Below are 14,923 nucleotides of genomic sequence, written 5' to 3'. Positions count from 1 at the left end.
CGGGTATGCTACTGCATTAATGAAAATGATTTTCAATTTAATACATGTTTTTACGGGTGTAGCATCCCGACGTATTTTGTCGTGCATCCTGCGCGAAACTGCGCCAGCCGGCAAATCCCGTTTACATATTTGACTCAGACGTCAGACGGTCGCGCCACAAACGCCCCATGCCTGTTAGAATGCGCGGCTATTTTCTGGCGACCCCCGGTTTCTAGCATGTCCCGACTCAATCCCCGGCAGCAGGAAGCCCGTGACTATGTCGGCGGCCCTCTTTTGGTGCTCGCCGGTGCAGGCTCGGGCAAGACCAGCGTAATCACGCGCAAGATTGCCCACCTCATCCAGAACTGCGGCATCCGTGCCCAGTACATCGTGGCGATGACCTTCACCAACAAGGCCGCGCGCGAGATGAAGGAGCGGGTCGGCACCCTGCTGCGCCCGGGGGAAGGGCGAGGCCTGACGGTGTGCACGTTCCACAACCTGGGCCTGAACATCATCCGCAAGGAGCACGAGCGCCTGGGCTACAAGCCAGGTTTCTCGATCTTCGACGAGTCCGACATCAAGGCATTGCTGTCGGACATCATGCAGAAGGAATACTCCGGCGACGACGGCATCGACGAGATCAAGAACATGATCGGTGCCTGGAAGAACGACCTGATCCTGCCCACCGAGGCCCTGGAGAAGGCGCGCAACCCGCGCGAGCAGACCGCCGCCATCGTCTACACCCACTACCAGCGCACGCTCAAGGCGTTCAACGCGGTGGATTTCGACGACCTGATCCTGCTGCCGGTCAAGCTGTTCCAGGAGCACCCCGATGTGCTGGAGCGCTGGCAGAACCGCGTGCGCTACCTGCTGGTGGACGAATACCAGGACACCAACGCCAGCCAGTACCTGCTGGTAAAGATGCTGATCGGCATGCGCAACCAGTTCACCGTGGTGGGTGACGACGACCAATCGATCTATGCCTGGCGTGGCGCCCGGCCGGAAAACCTGATGCTGCTCAAGGAGGACTACCCCTCCCTGAAAGTGGTGATGCTGGAGCAGAACTACCGCTCCACCAGCCGCATCCTGCGCTGCGCCAACGTGCTGATCGCCAACAACCCGCACGCGTTCGAGAAGCAGCTGTGGAGCGAGATGGGCGTGGGCGACGAAATCCGCGTCATCCGCTGCAAGAACGAGGAAGCCGAGGCCGAACGCGTGGCCATGGAAATCCTCACCCTGCACCTGCGCACCAACCGCCCGTACAGCGACTTTGCCATCCTCTACCGCGGCAACTACCAGGCCAAGCTGATCGAACTGAAGCTGCAGCACCACCAGGTGCCGTATCGCCTGTCGGGTGGCAACAGCTTCTTCGGCCGCCAGGAGGTCAAGGACCTGATGGCCTACCTGCGCCTGCTGGTGAACCCGGACGACGACAATGCCTACCTGCGGGTGATCAACGTACCGCGCCGTGAAATCGGCTCCACCACCCTGGAAAAACTCGGCAACTACGCCACCGAGCGTGGCATTTCGATGTACGCCGCCAGCGAGGAGCTTGGCCTGGGCGAGCATCTGGACGCCCGCTACACCGAGCGTTTGCAGCGCTTCAAGCACTGGCTGGACGGGGTGCGCCACAAGGTTGCCCTGGAAGACCCGATTGCCGCGCTGCACGAGATGATCCGCGACATCGACTACGAGAACTGGATCCGCCAGCAGACTGCCAGCGACAAGGCTGCCGAGTTCCGCATCAGCAACGTCTGGTTCCTGGTCGAAGCGCTGAAGAACACCCTCGAGAAGGACGAAGAGGGTGACATGACCATCGAGGACGCCATCGGCAAGCTGGTACTGCGCGACATGCTCGAGCGCCAGCAGGAAGAGGAAGAGAACGCCGAAGGTGTGCAGATGATGACCCTGCATGCCTCCAAGGGCCTGGAATTCCCCTACGTGTTCATCATGGGCATGGAAGAGGAAATCCTCCCGCACCGCTCCAGCATCGAGGCCGATACCATCGAGGAAGAACGCCGCCTGGCCTACGTGGGCATCACCCGCGCGCGCCAGACACTGGCCTTCACCTTCGCCGCCAAGCGCAAGCAGTACGGTGAAATCATCGACTGCACGCCCAGCCGGTTCCTCGACGAACTGCCACCGGAAGACCTGGCCTGGGAAGGCCTGGACGATGCGCCGGTCGAGGTAAAGGCCGCACGCGGCAACAACGCCCTGGCCGATATCCGGGCAATGCTCAAACGCTGATCAACCATTACTCTCTAACTTTGCCGCTATTTGCGGCGACCTTTGTTACATCGAGGAATACCACAGTGGAAGCACTGCATCAGAAGATTCGCGAAGAAGGCATCGTGCTTTCCGATCAGGTTCTCAAAGTCGATGCGTTTCTCAACCACCAGATCGACCCTGCGCTGATGCAGCTGATCGGTGACGAGTTCGCCCGCCTGTTCGCCGACGCGGGCGTGACCAAGATCGTCACCATCGAAGCCTCGGGCATTGCCCCGGCGGTGATGACTGGCCTGAAACTGGGCGTGCCGGTGATCTTCGCCCGCAAGCACCAGTCGCTGACCCTGACCGAGAACCTGCTGACCGCCTCGGTGTATTCCTTCACCAAGCAGACCGAGAACACCGTGGCCATCTCGCCGCGTCACCTCAACAGCAGCGACCGCGTGCTGGTGATCGACGACTTCCTGGCCAACGGCAAGGCGTCGCAGGCACTGATCTCGATCATCAAGCAGGCCGGCGCCACCGTGGCCGGCCTGGGTATCGTGATCGAGAAGTCGTTCCAGGGCGGCCGTGCCGAGCTGGACAGCCAGGGCTATCGCGTTGAGTCGCTGGCCCGGGTGAAGTCGCTGGAAGGTGGTGTGGTTACCTTCATCGAGTAAGCCTGTAGCGGCCCTATCGCCGGCAAGCCAGCTCCCACAGGGAACTCACAGGACCCAAGCCTTGCGCAGTACCTGTGGGAGCTGGCTTGCCGGCGATGGCTGCAAAGCAGCCCCGGCAACTCATCCGGTTGCCGCCAACCCAGCCAGCAGCAACCGCTGGTAAAGCTCTTCCTTCAACCCCTGCGGCTGATCCAGCTGCATCCGCGCAAGATGCCTCGCATACCCCTCTGGCCCCGGCGCATCCAGCGCTGCCTTGCCCAGCTCCAATAGCTCGCTCAGCTTGAACTTGCTCTTCAACCAGTTCAGTGCCCGCAGCAAATCCCGCTCTTCAGCCGTAAAGTCCGTGCCCAGCGGATACTCCGGGAAAAACCGCGAGTGCCGCGCCCGGATTGCCTCCAGCCGCTGCGGCGTATTGTCGGCAAAGCACGCCTCCAGTTGAAAATCTTTGGCCAGCTTGCCGGCGTCCTTTGCCTGCTCGATCAGCTCCTGCTGGAACCGCGAATCACATACCGCCAGCAACCGCGCAATCACCTCGCTGTCGGTCTGCCCACGCAGGTCGGCAATGCCGTACTCGGTCACAACGATATCGCGCAGGTGCCGGGGGATGGTGCAATGGCCATAGTTCCAGAACAGGTTCGAGGTCACCTCCCCACCCGCCTCACGCCAGCTGCGCAGCAGCAGGATCGAACGCCCACTCTCCAGCGCATGGCCCTGGGCGACGAAGTTGTATTGTCCGCCCACGCCACTGAGTACCCGGCCATCCTCCAGCTGGTCGGCCACCCCAGCGCCGAGCAGGGTCATGCCGAATACAGTGTTGATGAAGCGCGCATCACGGCGTTGGCGGCGCTTGAGCTCCTCCTGCCCATACAGCTCGTTGATGAAGCTGATACGAGTCATGGCAAACCGTGCACGTTGCTCCAGTGGCGTGTCGCGCAAGCGCTGGTAGAACGCTTGGGGGCCGAGGAAGAAACCGCCATGCAGCACTGCCGCCCCCTGCTCGTCCGCCGGGCGCCGCAACAGGCCCGCTTCGGCCAGCGCCAGCAGGCCGTTGACGAACATCTCGCTGCAGCCGTACAAGCCTTGGACGAAGGTGTCCACCCCCCCTTCCCGTTCGATCAGCGCTTGCCACGAGCCAGCACCCAGCGCGTCGAGCACGGCACGATAACCAGCGTTGTCACCCTGGCGCGCCAGCAATGCGGCAGCTACCGCATCGCCCATGGCACCAATGCCGATCTGTAGCGTGCCGCCGTCGCGAACCAGGCTGCTGGCGTTCAGGCCAATGCAGTGGTCCTGGGTGTTGACCGGCATGTTCGGCGTGGAGAACAGGCGGCGTTGCTCGGCTGTATCGATCAGCAGGTCGAACGTATCGATGGGTAGCTCGGCGTCACCCGGCATGTAAGGCAGCTCGGCATGCACCTGGCCGAGCATGAGGATGGTCTCGCCGGCGGCGCGACGCTTGGCGATCATTGGCAGCAGGTCGAGGGTGATGTCGGGGTTGCAGGCCAGGCTCAGGTGCACCGGCCTCTCGGGGGTGGCGGCCACCAGCTGCGCGATCAGATTCAGGCCCTTGGAGTTGATATCGCGTGCGGCGTGGCTGTAGTTGCTGCTGATGTAGCTCTGCTGGGCCGACGCGCTGTGCAGCAGGCTGCCGGGCTGCATGAAGAACTGCTCGACGCGAACGTTGGATGGCAACGAGTCGTTGCGCAGGTCGGTGAGGTAGGTGAGTTCTTCGTAGTCGGCAAAAACGCGGTCGACAAAGGGTTCGAGAAAGCGCCGTTGCAAACCGTCACCCAGTGGCGGGCGGCCGAGGGACAGGGCCGTGTAGATGGTCAGCTGCCGTTCAGGCAGATCGCGGATGCGGGTGTAAAGCGCATTGACGAAGGCGTTGGGCTTGCCCAGGCCCAGCGGCAGGCCCATGTGGATGTGGGCTGGCAGGCGCGACAGGACTTGCTCGACGGCCTGGTCGATGGAGCAGAGGTGCATCGGGGCCTCCTGAGACATCCATGGGTTCAGGGGTTGGACATGGGCTTAGGTGGGTTGGTTGCCTGTGCCGGCCCGTTTGCGGCTAAAGCCGCTTGTATGGTGATGCTTGAAGGGGTGGTTGGAGCGGCTTTAGCCGCGAAAGGGCCGGTACAGGCACCACAAAAACAGAGCCCGCCATCAATGGCGGGCCTCATGCAATTCAGCTGTTTCTCACAGCCCGGACATCTTCTTGATCGCCCCTTTCAGGTCGTCATCCGAGCAGTCCGCGCAGGTGCCTTTCGGTGGCATGGCGTTGATGCCGGTAATGGCCTTGGCCAGGATGCCGTCCAGGCCGCCCTGGTGGTCGGCGCGTTCCTTCCACGCCGCGGTATCGCCAATCTTCGGTGCGCCGAGCAGGCCGGAGCCATGGCAGGCATTGCAGTGCTTGGCGATGATCTCGTCAGGCGTCTTGGCACCACCGCCACCAGCGGCGGCGGCCACTTCCATGCCCTTGCACTCTTGGCCCTGGACGCACACCTGGCCAACCGGCTCCAGGCGCTTGGCGATGTCATCGCTGGTCGCAGCGGTTGCGCTCATTGCCCAGAGGGCGAATACGGCTGCTGGTACGGCCAGCATCTTCTTGATTTGGTTCACGCGAACACCCTCATGGTGGCTAATCACGCTCGCGGCCACGGATCGGCGAGCGTTGAAAAGTATAGCGGGAACCCAGAGGCCGTGAAACGACCCCACACAGGAAAGGGGTATTGCCGAATCAATGCACTGCGCTGGATCAAAAGTTTGAAGGCGTCGCCGCACTGATCAGCCGCGCCGGCCGGTCGAACGGGTTGCGAAAGCGGTGCGGGCGGGTGCTTTCGAAGTAGTAGCTGTCACCCTCTTCAAGGATGAAGATCTCGTTGCCGACCACCAGCTCAAGGCGGCCTTCAAGCAGGATGCCGGTTTCTTCGCCGTCGTGGGTAAGCATTTCGGCCCCCGTATCGGCACCCGGTGGATACACCTCGGTGAGAAAGGCGATGGCACGGTTGGGGTGCGACTTGCCGACCAGCTTCATGGTCACCGCACCGTCGGAGATGTCGATCAGCTCATGGGCCTTGTAAACGATCTGCGTGGGGCTTTCAGGTTCCAGTTCGACCGAAAAGAACTCGACCATGGACATGGGAATGCCGCTCAGCACCTTGCGCAGCGAGCTGATCGACGGGCTCACGCTGTTCTTCTCGATCATCGAGATGGTGCTGTTGGTCACGCCGGCACGCTTGGCGAGTTCACGCTGGGACAGGCCCTTGAGCTTGCGGATGGCTTGCAGTCGTTCGCCGACGTCCAAAGCTGGAGCCTCCTGAAACGGTGGAAAGGGGGGTGGATGTGAACGATATCATGGCAATGCCGTTCAGTATTTACAACACACCGCCCCTCAACCTGTCCGCTTCAGCGTGTCATTCGCCGACGTAGTCCCGAGGTACCCGCTTCAGGTTGCAGAAAATCTGGTACGGAATGGTACCCGCGTGCGCCGCCACTTCACTGGCCAGCACATGCTTGCCCCACAGTTCGACCGGACTGCCTACGGTGGCTTCCGGCACATCGGTCAGGTCGATACTGAGCATGTCCATCGACACTCGGCCGATCAGTTGGGCGCGCTTGCCGGCGACCAGTACCGGGGTACCGTTGGGCGCCTGGCGTGGGTAGCCATCGGCATAGCCCATGGCAACGACGCCAACGCGGGTTGGCCTTGGGCTGACGAACTTGGCGCCATAGCCCACCGGCTCGCCGGCAGGCAGCTCGCGCACGCTGATCACCCGCGATTGCAGGGTCATCACCGGTTGCAAGCGCTCGGCCTCGGCCTGGGCCACTTCGAACGGAGTGGCGCCGTACAGCATCAGGCCCGGGCGCACCCAGTCGCTGGGGGCCTGCGGCCAGCCCAGCACACCGGGGGAGTTGCGCAGGCTGCACTCGGCGGCCAGGCCCTGGCGAGCGGCCTCGAACACGGCAATCTGCTGGGCGGTAGCGTCGGCCTCCAGTTCGTCGGCGCGAGCGAAGTGGCTCATCAGCACGATGCGCGCGACCTTGCCGCTGGCCAGCAGGCGCTGGTAGGCCTCGTGGTAATCCTTGGGGTGCAGGCCGACGCGGTGCATGCCGCTGTCGAGCTTGAGCCAGACGGTGAGCGGCTTGTGCAGCTGGGTCTTTTCGATCGCTTCCAGTTGCCACAGCGAGTGCACCACGCACCACAGGTCGTGCTCGGCGATCAGGGCCAGTTCGCTGGCTTCGAAGAAGCCTTCCAGCAGCAGTACCGGGGCCTTGATACCGGCGGCGCGCAGCTCCAACGCTTCTTCGATGCAGGCCACGGCAAAGCCGTCGGCTTCGGCCTCCAGGGCCAGGGCGCAGCGCACGGCGCCGTGACCGTAGGCGTCGGCCTTGATCACGGCGAGGGCTTTGGCACCGGTCAGTTCACGGGCCAGACGGTAGTTGTGGCGCAGGGCCTGGAGGTCGATCAGAGCGCGGGCGGGACGCATGGCGGCTGCCTTATGGTGGTTCACAGGTTGAAAACGGTGTTGGGTTCTTCGCGGCTAAAGCCGCCCCCACAGGGGACCGCACAATGCCCAAGCACATGCGATCCCTGTGAGAGCGGCTTTAGCCGCGAAGAGGCCGGTGCAGGCTATTACTGCTGGTGAGCCGGCGCAGTCTGCCCGTGCTTGGCAACTTCCGGGCTGTTGCCATAACGGGAAATGTCCAGGCCTTCGGCACTGATCTGCGGCTTCTTGCGCGCAATCAGGTCGGCCAGCAGGCGACCGGAGCCGCACGCCATGGTCCAGCCCAAAGTACCGTGACCGGTGTTCAGGAACAGGTTGCGGAACGCCGTGGCACCAACGATCGGCGTGCCATCCGGGGTAGCCGGGCGCAGGCCGGTCCAGAAGCTGGCCTGGCTCAGGTCACCGCCGCGAGGATAAAGGTCGTTGACGATCATCTCCAGCGTTTCGCGCCGACGCGGGTTCAGCGACAGGTCAAAACCGGCGATTTCAGCCATGCCGCCGACGCGGATGCGGTTGTCGAAACGGGTGATGGCGACCTTGTAGGTCTCGTCGAGAATGGTCGAGGTCGGGGCCATGTCGCCGTTGGTGATCGGCACGGTCAGCGAGTACCCCTTCAGCGGGTACACCGGGGCCTTGATGCCCAGCGGCTTGAGCATCTGCGGCGAGTAGCTGCCCAGCGCCAGCACGTAACGGTCGGCGGTTTCCAGCTTGCCATCGATCCACACGCCATTGATGCGGTCACCCGCAAAGTCCAAGCGCTGGATGTCCTGACCGAAACGGAACTCCACACCCAGCTTCACGGCCATTTCGGCAAGCTTGGTGGTGAACAGCTGGCAGTCGCCAGTCTGGTCGTTGGGCAGGCGCAGGGCGCCGGCCAGGATGTCCTTGACGCCAGCCAGGGCCGGCTCGACGCGGACAATGCCGTCGCGGTCGAGCAGCTCGTAAGGCACGCCGGACTGTTCCAGCACGGCAATGTCCTTGGCTGCGGCATCTACCTGGGCTTGAGTACGGAACAGCTGGGTAGTCCCCAGGCTGCGGTTTTCGTAGGCAATACCGGTTTCGGCGCGCAGCTCGTCGAGGCAGTCACGGCTGTACTCGGACAGTCGCACCATGCGCTCCTTGTTCACCGCGTAACGGCTGGCGGTGCAGTTGCGCAGCATCTGTGCCATCCACAGGTACTGGTCGACGTCGCCGGTGAGCTTGATGGCCAGAGGCGCGTGGCGCTCCAGCAACCATTTGATGGCCTTCAGCGGCACGCCTGGGGCGGCCCAGGGCGAGGCATAGCCGGGCGAGATCTGGCCTGCGTTGGCAAAGCTGGTTTCCATGGCCACCGCCGGCTGGCGATCGACCACCGTCACTTCGAAACCTTGCCGGGCCAGATAGTAGGCACTGGCGGTTCCGATCACACCGCTACCAAGTACCAGAACTCGCATCGTTTTATCCCTCGCACGCGGCGCGCCGCAGACTTTTATTGAAATGGCATGAATGCGCGCAGTATAGGAATTTGAACGCAGTGCAATTCACTATATAAAAGCCTATTATTGGCGAGAATTCTCGGCAAAATCGCCTTTCACGGAGGGGCATCCCCTATGAGAACCCAGCACCAGAGCAAGCGTGAACTGGACAAGATCGACCGTAACATCCTGCGTATCCTGCAGAATGACGGGCGTATTTCCTTCACCGAACTGGGCGAGAAAGTTGGGCTTTCCACCACCCCTTGCACCGAGCGGGTCCGCCGCCTGGAGCGCGAGGGCATCATCATGGGCTACAACGCCCGCCTGAACCCGCAGCACCTCAAGGGCAGCCTGCTGGTGTTCGTGGAAATCAGCCTGGACTACAAATCGGGCGACACCTTCGAGGAGTTCCGCCGCGCTGTGCTGAAGCTGCCCCACGTGCTGGAATGCCACCTGGTTTCAGGCGACTTCGATTACCTGGTAAAGGCGCGTATTTCCGAGATGGCCTCGTATCGCAAGCTGCTCGGCGACATCCTGCTGAAGCTGCCGCACGTGCGCGAATCGAAGAGCTACATCGTGATGGAAGAGGTGAAGGAGAGCCTTTGCCTGCCGATCCCGGACTGAGTCAGACCAGCACCTGGCGGGTGGTGGCAATGAACTGGTGGACCAGCTGCTCGGCAGCGGGTTCGATCATCTGTTCAGGGCCACGGCCACGCGGGCAGGCCAGCCGCGGGGTGGTGCCGAACAGGCGGCAGATCATCGGGCGTTCTTCATACACCGTGCAGCCGTTGGGGCCCAGGTGCACACAGTCCAGGCGCTCCAGGGCGGCGTCCTGCTCGGCCTGAGACTTGCGCGGCAGGCGGGCCATTTCTTCCGCCGAAGTTGTGACCGGGCCGCAGCAGTCGTGGCAGCCGGGCTCGCACTCGAAGGAAGGGATGAGTTCGCGCAGGAAGTGGATCTTGTGGCGGTTGCAGGACATGGCAAGGTACAAGTTTGAGAGCTGAGGTTGGATTATAGGGCCAATCGCCGGCAAGCCGGCTCCCACAGGTACACCGCCGGTCTCAAGTGCCACGCGGACCCTGTGGGAGCTGGCTTGCCGGCGATGAGGCCGGTTGCCCCTCCCCAAAGCCCCGGCTTATCCTCCTCCCCCTCAGCCCACCAGCCTCAGGACCTGCCCAATGATCCACAGCGCGCAGCATGCCGCCTCCTATTACGCCGCCAGCAGCGCGCCACACCCCGACCACTCCTTCCTGCAAGGCGAGCACAGCGCCGACGTGTGCATCGTAGGCGGCGGTTACTCCGGCCTGAACACCGCCATCGAACTGGCCGAGCGCGGCTTCTCGGTCATCCTGCTGGAGGCGCGCAAGCTCGCTTGGGGCGCCAGCGGGCGCAATGGTGGGCAACTGATCCGTGGCGTCGGCCACGGCCTGGAACAGTTCCTCCCGGTCATCGGCGAGGAAGGCGTGCGCAGCCTTAAACTGATGGGCCTGGAAGCCGTGCAGATCGTCCGCGAGCGGGTCGAAAGGCATGCCATCGCCTGCGACCTCACCTGGGGTTACTGCGACCTGGCCAACAAACCCGCCGAACTGCTGGGCTTTGCGGAGGATGCCGAAGAACTGCGCGGCCTCGGCTACGCACATGAACTGCGCCTGGTCGGCAAGGACGATATCCACAGCGTGGTCGGCGCCGACTGCTATGTCGGCGGGCTGGTCGACATGGGCTCCGGGCACCTGCACCCGCTCAACCTGGCTCTGGGTGAGGCTGCCGTGGCCAGCCGCCTGGGCGTGAAGCTGTTCGAGCAGTCCGAGGTCACACGCATCGACTACGGCCCGGAAGTACAGGTGCACACCGCCCAGGGCCGGGTACGTGCCAAGACCCTGGTGCTGTGCTGCAACGCCTACCACAACGACCTCAACCGCGAACTGGGCGGCAAAGTGCTGCCAGCCGGCAGCTACATCATCGCCACCGAGCCGCTGGGCGAGGAGCGTGCCCATTCACTGCTGCCGCAGAACATGGCGGTGTGTGACCAGCGCGTGGCACTGGACTATTACCGCCTGTCCGCCGACCAGCGCCTGTTGTTCGGCGGTGCCTGCCACTATTCAGGCCGCGACCCGAAGGACATCGCTGCCTACATGCGGCCAAAGATGCTCAAGGTTTTCCCGCAACTGGCCGACGTGCGCATCGACTACCAGTGGGGCGGCATGATCGGCATCGGTGCCAACCGCCTGCCGCAGGTTGGCCGCCTGGCCAGCCAGCCGAATGTGTATTACGCCCAGGCATACTCTGGCCATGGGCTCAACGCCACCCACCTGGCTGCGCGTCTGCTCGGCGAAGCCATCAGCGGCCAGGAAAGCGGGCGGTTCGACCTGTTTGCCAAGGTGCCGCACATCACCTTCCCCGGCGGCAAGCACCTGCGCTCGCCGCTGCTGGCGCTGGGGATGCTGTGGCATCGCCTGAAAGAGCTGATCTGAAAGCTGCGCACTGCCCCTTGTGGGAGCGGCCTTGCGTCGCGAAAGGGCTGCGAAGCAGCCCCGGCAATTCATGCAGCGATGCAAATATCCTGGGGCCGCTGTGCGGCCCTTTCGCGACACAAGGCCACTCCCACAACGATCGCATCAATCTTTCCAGAAGGGCTTACGCCCCTCGGTCCGGGCCTGCTCCCAGCTCAGCCCGATATCGCGCAACTCGTCATCGGTCAACTGCAGCAGCGCCCTGCGGGTGTGCCAGCGATGCAGCATCAGCCCCCAACGCCCCAAACCTTCCGGCGCGTTGAACACCTTTGCTTGCTGCCCGGCTTCCAGTTCCTTGGCCAACAGTTGCAAGCGCACATCGCTCATGCCACCCATCACCGCATCCTCTCGTTCAGTTGATACCGTGAAGAAAGCATGCGCTTCGGCATTACCCGCAATACAGATCCAATACAGCCTTATTATTCCCATACAGAATTGGCCGCAGGCCTACTGAATGCTGTATTTTCGGCGCAACTGTACTGGTCGCCACGCTATTGCAGCGAAGGAGTATGCCGTGACCCTTTATCTGAACCTTGCCGAACTGCTCGGTGCGCGCATTGAACAGGGCCTCTACCGCCCCGGCCAGCGCCTGCCGTCAGTGCGCGCCCTGAGCGTGGAGCACGGGGTCAGCCTGAGCACCGTGCAGCAGGCCTACCGCATGCTGGAAGACAGCGGCATGGTCTCGCCCAGGCCCAAGTCCGGCTACTTCGTCAACGACCACCGTCACCTGCCGGCCCTGCCCGCCGTCAGCCGCCCGGCCCAGCGCCCGGTGGACATCTCGCAATGGGAGCAGGTGCTGGAACTGGTGCGCAGCACCCCACGCCAAGGAGTGATCCAGCTAGGCCGCGGTATGCCCGACATCGACAGCCCCACCCTCAAGCCACTGCTGCGCAGCCTCGCCCAGCTGAGCAGGCGGCAGGACATGCCCGGCCTGTACTACGACAACATCCACGGCAACCTGGCCCTGCGCGAACAGGTGGCCCGGCTGATGCTCGACTCCGGCTGCCGCCTGGGCCCGGGCGACCTGGTGATAACCACCGGCTGCCATGAGGCGCTGTCATGCAGCATCCGCGCGGTATGCGAGCCGGGCGATATCGTCGCTGTCGACTCCCCCAGCTTCCACGGCGCCATGCAGACCCTCAAGGGCCTGGGCATGAAAGCCCTGGAAATCCCAACCGACCCGGTCACCGGCATCAGCCTCGAGGCGCTGGAACTGGCCCTGGAGCAGTGGCCGATCAAGCTCATCCAGATCACCCCCAGCTGCAACAACCCGCTCGGCTACATCATGCCCGAGGCCCGCAAGAAGGCCCTGCTGAGCCTGGCCCAGCGCTACGACGTGGCGATACTCGAAGATGATGTATACGGCGACCTGGCCTACACCTACCCGCGCCCACGTACTCTCAAGTCGTTTGACGACGACGGCCGCGTGCTGCTTTGCAGTTCGTTCTCCAAGACCCTCGCCCCCGGCCTGCGAATAGGCTGGGTCGCGCCCGGTCGTTACCTGGAGCGGGTGCTGCACATGAAGTACATCAGTACCGGCAGCACGGCCAGCCAGCCGCAGTTAGCCATTGCCGACTTCATCGCCGGCGGGCACTACCAACCCCACGTGCGGCGCATGCGCAGCCAGTACCAGCGTGGCCGCGACCTGATTAGCGACTGGGTGACTCGCTACTTCCCGGCGGGCACCCGGGTCAGCCGGCCGCAAGGTGGCTTCATGCTGTGGGTGGAATTACCTGAACATTTCGATACGCTGCGCCTGAACCGCGCTTTACTGGAGCAGGACGTGCAGGTTGCCGTGGGCAGCATCTTCTCGGCGTCGGGCAAGTTCCGCCACTGCCTGCGCATGAACTTCGCCGCGCGGCCGACGCCGCAGATCGAAGCCGCCGTGCGCAAGGTGGGTGAAACCGCCCTTCGTCTACTGGATGAAGAAACCGCCGGCGCGTAACTTTGCGCTGCCCGCCACGGTCCAACCTATCAAGCCTTTGCTGCACAGGACGATCTACCCTTGAGACTCCAGCGAGCTCTGCCTCTGCTGCTGGTGCTACTGCTCGGCCTTGCCGGCTGTGCCAACGTCGGCACGCCCCGCGAAACCAGCCAGGCGCTACCCGCCAACGACTCGGCCTTCGGCCGCTCGGTACTGCGCCAGGCCGCGCCCTATGGTGGCCGCTCGGGCTTTCGCCTGCTGCCCAACAGCAACGAGGCGTTCCGCGCCCGCGCCGAACTGATCCGCAACGCCCAGGCGAGCATCGATCTACAGTACTACATCGTCCACGATGGCCTCAGCACCCGCGCCCTGGTGCATGAACTGCTGCGCGCCGCCGACCGGGGCGTGCGCGTGCGCATTCTGCTCGACGACACCACCAGCGACGGCCTGGACGTCATCATGGGCACTCTCGATGCCCACCCGAACATTCAGATACGTGTGTTCAACCCGCTGCACCTGGGCCGCAGCACCGGCGTGACGCGTGCGGTTGGCCGCCTCTTCAACCTGTCGCGTCAGCATCGGCGCATGCACAACAAGCTGTTCCTGGTGGACAACAGCATGGCCATCGTCGGCGGGCGCAACCTGGGCGATGAGTATTTCGATGCCGAACCCAACCTCAACTTCACCGACATCGACTTGCTGGGCGTCGGCCCGGTGGCCGAACAGCTTGGTCACAGCTTCGACCAATACTGGAACAGCGCCCTGAGCCGGCCGATTACCGACTTCCTCTGGCGCGACCCGGACGCCAGCGACCTGCGCGCCAGCCGCCACCGCCTGGAAGTCTCGCTGGCCGAAGCCAGGACCCAGCGCAAAGCCCTGTATGACCGCTTGATGGCCTACCAGTCGCAGCCACGCCTGGATGTGTGGCGCAACGAGCTGATCTGGGCCCATGCCCAGGCGCTGTGGGATGCGCCAAGTAAAGTGCTGGCCGATGACGAACCGGACCCGCAACTACTGCTGACTCAGCAATTGGCCCCTGACTTGAGCAAGGTGCAACACGAACTGATCCTGGTATCTGCGTACTTCGTACCCGGCGAGTCCGGCCTGCTGTACCTGACCCACAGCGCCGACGCGGGCATCTCGGTCAAGCTGTTGACCAACTCGCTTGAGGCTACCGACGTGCCGGCAGTGCATGGCGGCTATGCGCCGTATCGGCGGGCGCTGCTGGAGCATGGCGTGCAACTGTACGAGCTGCGTCGCCAACCCGGCGACCCCAGCGCCCGGCACAGCTTGAGCTTCCACGGCAGCTCGGACTCGAGCCTGCACAGCAAGGCGATCGTGTTCGACCGGCGCAAGACCTTCATCGGCTCGTTCAACTTCGATCCGCGTTCGGTGTTGTGGAATACCGAGGTCGGGGTGCTGGTGGACAGTCCGGAGTTGGCCGAGTACACCCGCGCGCTGGCGGTACAGGGCATGGCCCCGGCCTTGAGCTACCAGCCGATGCTGGTGGGTAACCAGATGGTATGGGTGACAGAGGAAAATGGCAGGCGGCGCATGCTCACGTCCGAACCGGGTGGGATGTGGCGACGGTTCAATGCCTGGATCAGCAAGGCGGTTGGCCTGGAGAAGATGTTGTAGCGGCGATTGCTGGGGGCGCTCTGCGCCCCTT

At 63.4% G+C, this 14,923-nt stretch carries 13 protein-coding genes; 6 read left to right on the top strand and 7 right to left on the bottom strand.

The window, feature by feature from the left end; genetic code table 11:
• The first annotated feature begins 216 nt into the window (after positions 1-216).
• Both rep and CAF92_RS13680 read left to right on the top strand, forming a co-directional pair.
• A complete protein-coding gene (gene rep, locus CAF92_RS13685; RefSeq protein WP_046613680.1) occupies positions 217-2,226 on the top strand; it encodes a DNA helicase Rep in 2,010 nt (669 codons plus the stop codon).
• 65 nt (positions 2,227-2,291) lie between these two features.
• The gene (locus tag CAF92_RS13680) at positions 2,292-2,864 is read left to right on the top strand and encodes a xanthine phosphoribosyltransferase (protein ID WP_009683322.1); all 573 of its coding nucleotides are present in this window, start codon (positions 2,292-2,294) and stop codon (positions 2,862-2,864) included.
• A gap of 120 nt (positions 2,865-2,984) precedes the next feature.
• Here CAF92_RS13680 and CAF92_RS13675 read toward each other — a convergent pair whose 3' ends face one another.
• The 5 genes from CAF92_RS13675 to dadA form a co-directional block, all read right to left on the bottom strand.
• Positions 2,985-4,847 carry an acetyl-CoA hydrolase/transferase C-terminal domain-containing protein gene (locus tag CAF92_RS13675; RefSeq protein ID WP_085601132.1) on the bottom strand — a complete coding sequence of 621 codons (1,863 nt, stop codon included), beginning with the start codon at positions 4,845-4,847 and terminating at the stop codon, positions 2,985-2,987.
• A 210-nt stretch (positions 4,848-5,057) separates the two neighbouring features.
• Positions 5,058-5,462 (bottom strand): cytochrome c5 family protein, encoded by a 405-nt coding sequence (locus tag CAF92_RS13670; protein ID WP_085601149.1) that lies wholly within the window; start codon positions 5,460-5,462, stop codon positions 5,058-5,060.
• A gap of 154 nt (positions 5,463-5,616) precedes the next feature.
• Positions 5,617-6,165, bottom strand: a complete 549-nt coding sequence (locus tag CAF92_RS13665) for a cupin domain-containing protein (RefSeq protein ID WP_013974777.1) — start codon at positions 6,163-6,165, stop codon at positions 5,617-5,619.
• Between the two features lie 109 nt (positions 6,166-6,274).
• Positions 6,275-7,348, bottom strand: a complete 1,074-nt coding sequence (alr, locus tag CAF92_RS13660) for an alanine racemase (RefSeq protein ID WP_046613682.1) — start codon at positions 7,346-7,348, stop codon at positions 6,275-6,277.
• A gap of 146 nt (positions 7,349-7,494) precedes the next feature.
• Positions 7,495-8,799 (bottom strand): D-amino acid dehydrogenase, encoded by a 1,305-nt coding sequence (gene dadA, locus CAF92_RS13655; protein WP_046613683.1) that lies wholly within the window; start codon positions 8,797-8,799, stop codon positions 7,495-7,497.
• Positions 8,800-8,955: 156 nt separating this feature from the next.
• On the opposite strand from dadA, the gene dadR reads away from it, so the two are divergent.
• Entirely contained in the window at positions 8,956-9,444 is a 489-nt protein-coding gene (dadR, locus tag CAF92_RS13650) for a transcriptional regulator DadR (protein ID WP_003258963.1), read from the top strand.
• A gap of 1 nt (position 9,445) precedes the next feature.
• On the opposite strand, the gene CAF92_RS13645 is transcribed toward dadR, so the two are convergent.
• The gene (locus tag CAF92_RS13645) at positions 9,446-9,799 is read right to left on the bottom strand and encodes a YkgJ family cysteine cluster protein (RefSeq protein WP_013974780.1); all 354 of its coding nucleotides are present in this window, start codon (positions 9,797-9,799) and stop codon (positions 9,446-9,448) included.
• A gap of 199 nt (positions 9,800-9,998) precedes the next feature.
• Between CAF92_RS13645 and CAF92_RS13640 the strand changes: the two genes are divergently transcribed.
• Positions 9,999-11,291: an FAD-binding oxidoreductase gene (locus CAF92_RS13640; RefSeq protein ID WP_085601131.1), complete on the top strand. Its 1,293-nt coding sequence runs from the start codon at positions 9,999-10,001 to the stop codon at positions 11,289-11,291.
• Between the two features lie 144 nt (positions 11,292-11,435).
• On the opposite strand, the gene CAF92_RS13635 is transcribed toward CAF92_RS13640, so the two are convergent.
• Positions 11,436-11,666: a DUF1127 domain-containing protein gene (locus CAF92_RS13635; protein WP_039612328.1), complete on the bottom strand. Its 231-nt coding sequence runs from the start codon at positions 11,664-11,666 to the stop codon at positions 11,436-11,438.
• A gap of 178 nt (positions 11,667-11,844) precedes the next feature.
• Between CAF92_RS13635 and CAF92_RS13630 the strand changes: the two genes are divergently transcribed.
• Positions 11,845-13,275, top strand: a complete 1,431-nt coding sequence (locus tag CAF92_RS13630) for a PLP-dependent aminotransferase family protein (RefSeq protein ID WP_178081790.1) — start codon at positions 11,845-11,847, stop codon at positions 13,273-13,275.
• Between the two features lie 60 nt (positions 13,276-13,335).
• Positions 13,336-14,892, top strand: a complete 1,557-nt coding sequence (locus tag CAF92_RS13625) for a phospholipase D family protein (protein WP_085601129.1) — start codon at positions 13,336-13,338, stop codon at positions 14,890-14,892.
• Positions 14,893-14,923: the final 31 nt, after the last annotated feature.

It is taken from the genome of Pseudomonas sp. B10(2017) (genome assembly GCF_002113295.1).
Classification (GTDB): domain Bacteria; phylum Pseudomonadota; class Gammaproteobacteria; order Pseudomonadales; family Pseudomonadaceae; genus Aquipseudomonas; species Aquipseudomonas pudica.
The sequence above is the reverse complement of the archived record's forward strand: the minus strand, read 5'-3'. Positions and strand labels throughout refer to the sequence as shown.

Excerpts from the sequence above, each read along its gene's own strand:
- CAF92_RS13635 (WP_039612328.1), bottom strand. The coding sequence starts at position 11,666 with ATGGGTGGCATGAGCGATGTGCGCTTGCAACTGTTGGCCAAGGAACTG.
- CAF92_RS13675 (WP_085601132.1), bottom strand. The coding sequence starts at position 4,847 with ATGCACCTCTGCTCCATCGACCAGGCCGTCGAGCAAGTCCTGTCGCGC.
- CAF92_RS13640 (WP_085601131.1), top strand. The coding sequence starts at position 9,999 with ATGATCCACAGCGCGCAGCATGCCGCCTCCTATTACGCCGCCAGCAGC.
- alr (WP_046613682.1), bottom strand. The coding sequence starts at position 7,348 with ATGCGTCCCGCCCGCGCTCTGATCGACCTCCAGGCCCTGCGCCACAAC.
- dadA (WP_046613683.1), bottom strand. The coding sequence starts at position 8,799 with ATGCGAGTTCTGGTACTTGGTAGCGGTGTGATCGGAACCGCCAGTGCC.
- rep (WP_046613680.1), top strand. The coding sequence starts at position 217 with ATGTCCCGACTCAATCCCCGGCAGCAGGAAGCCCGTGACTATGTCGGC.
- CAF92_RS13670 (WP_085601149.1), bottom strand. The coding sequence starts at position 5,462 with ATGCTGGCCGTACCAGCAGCCGTATTCGCCCTCTGGGCAATGAGCGCA.
- dadR (WP_003258963.1), top strand. The coding sequence starts at position 8,956 with ATGAGAACCCAGCACCAGAGCAAGCGTGAACTGGACAAGATCGACCGT.
- CAF92_RS13645 (WP_013974780.1), bottom strand. The coding sequence starts at position 9,799 with ATGTCCTGCAACCGCCACAAGATCCACTTCCTGCGCGAACTCATCCCT.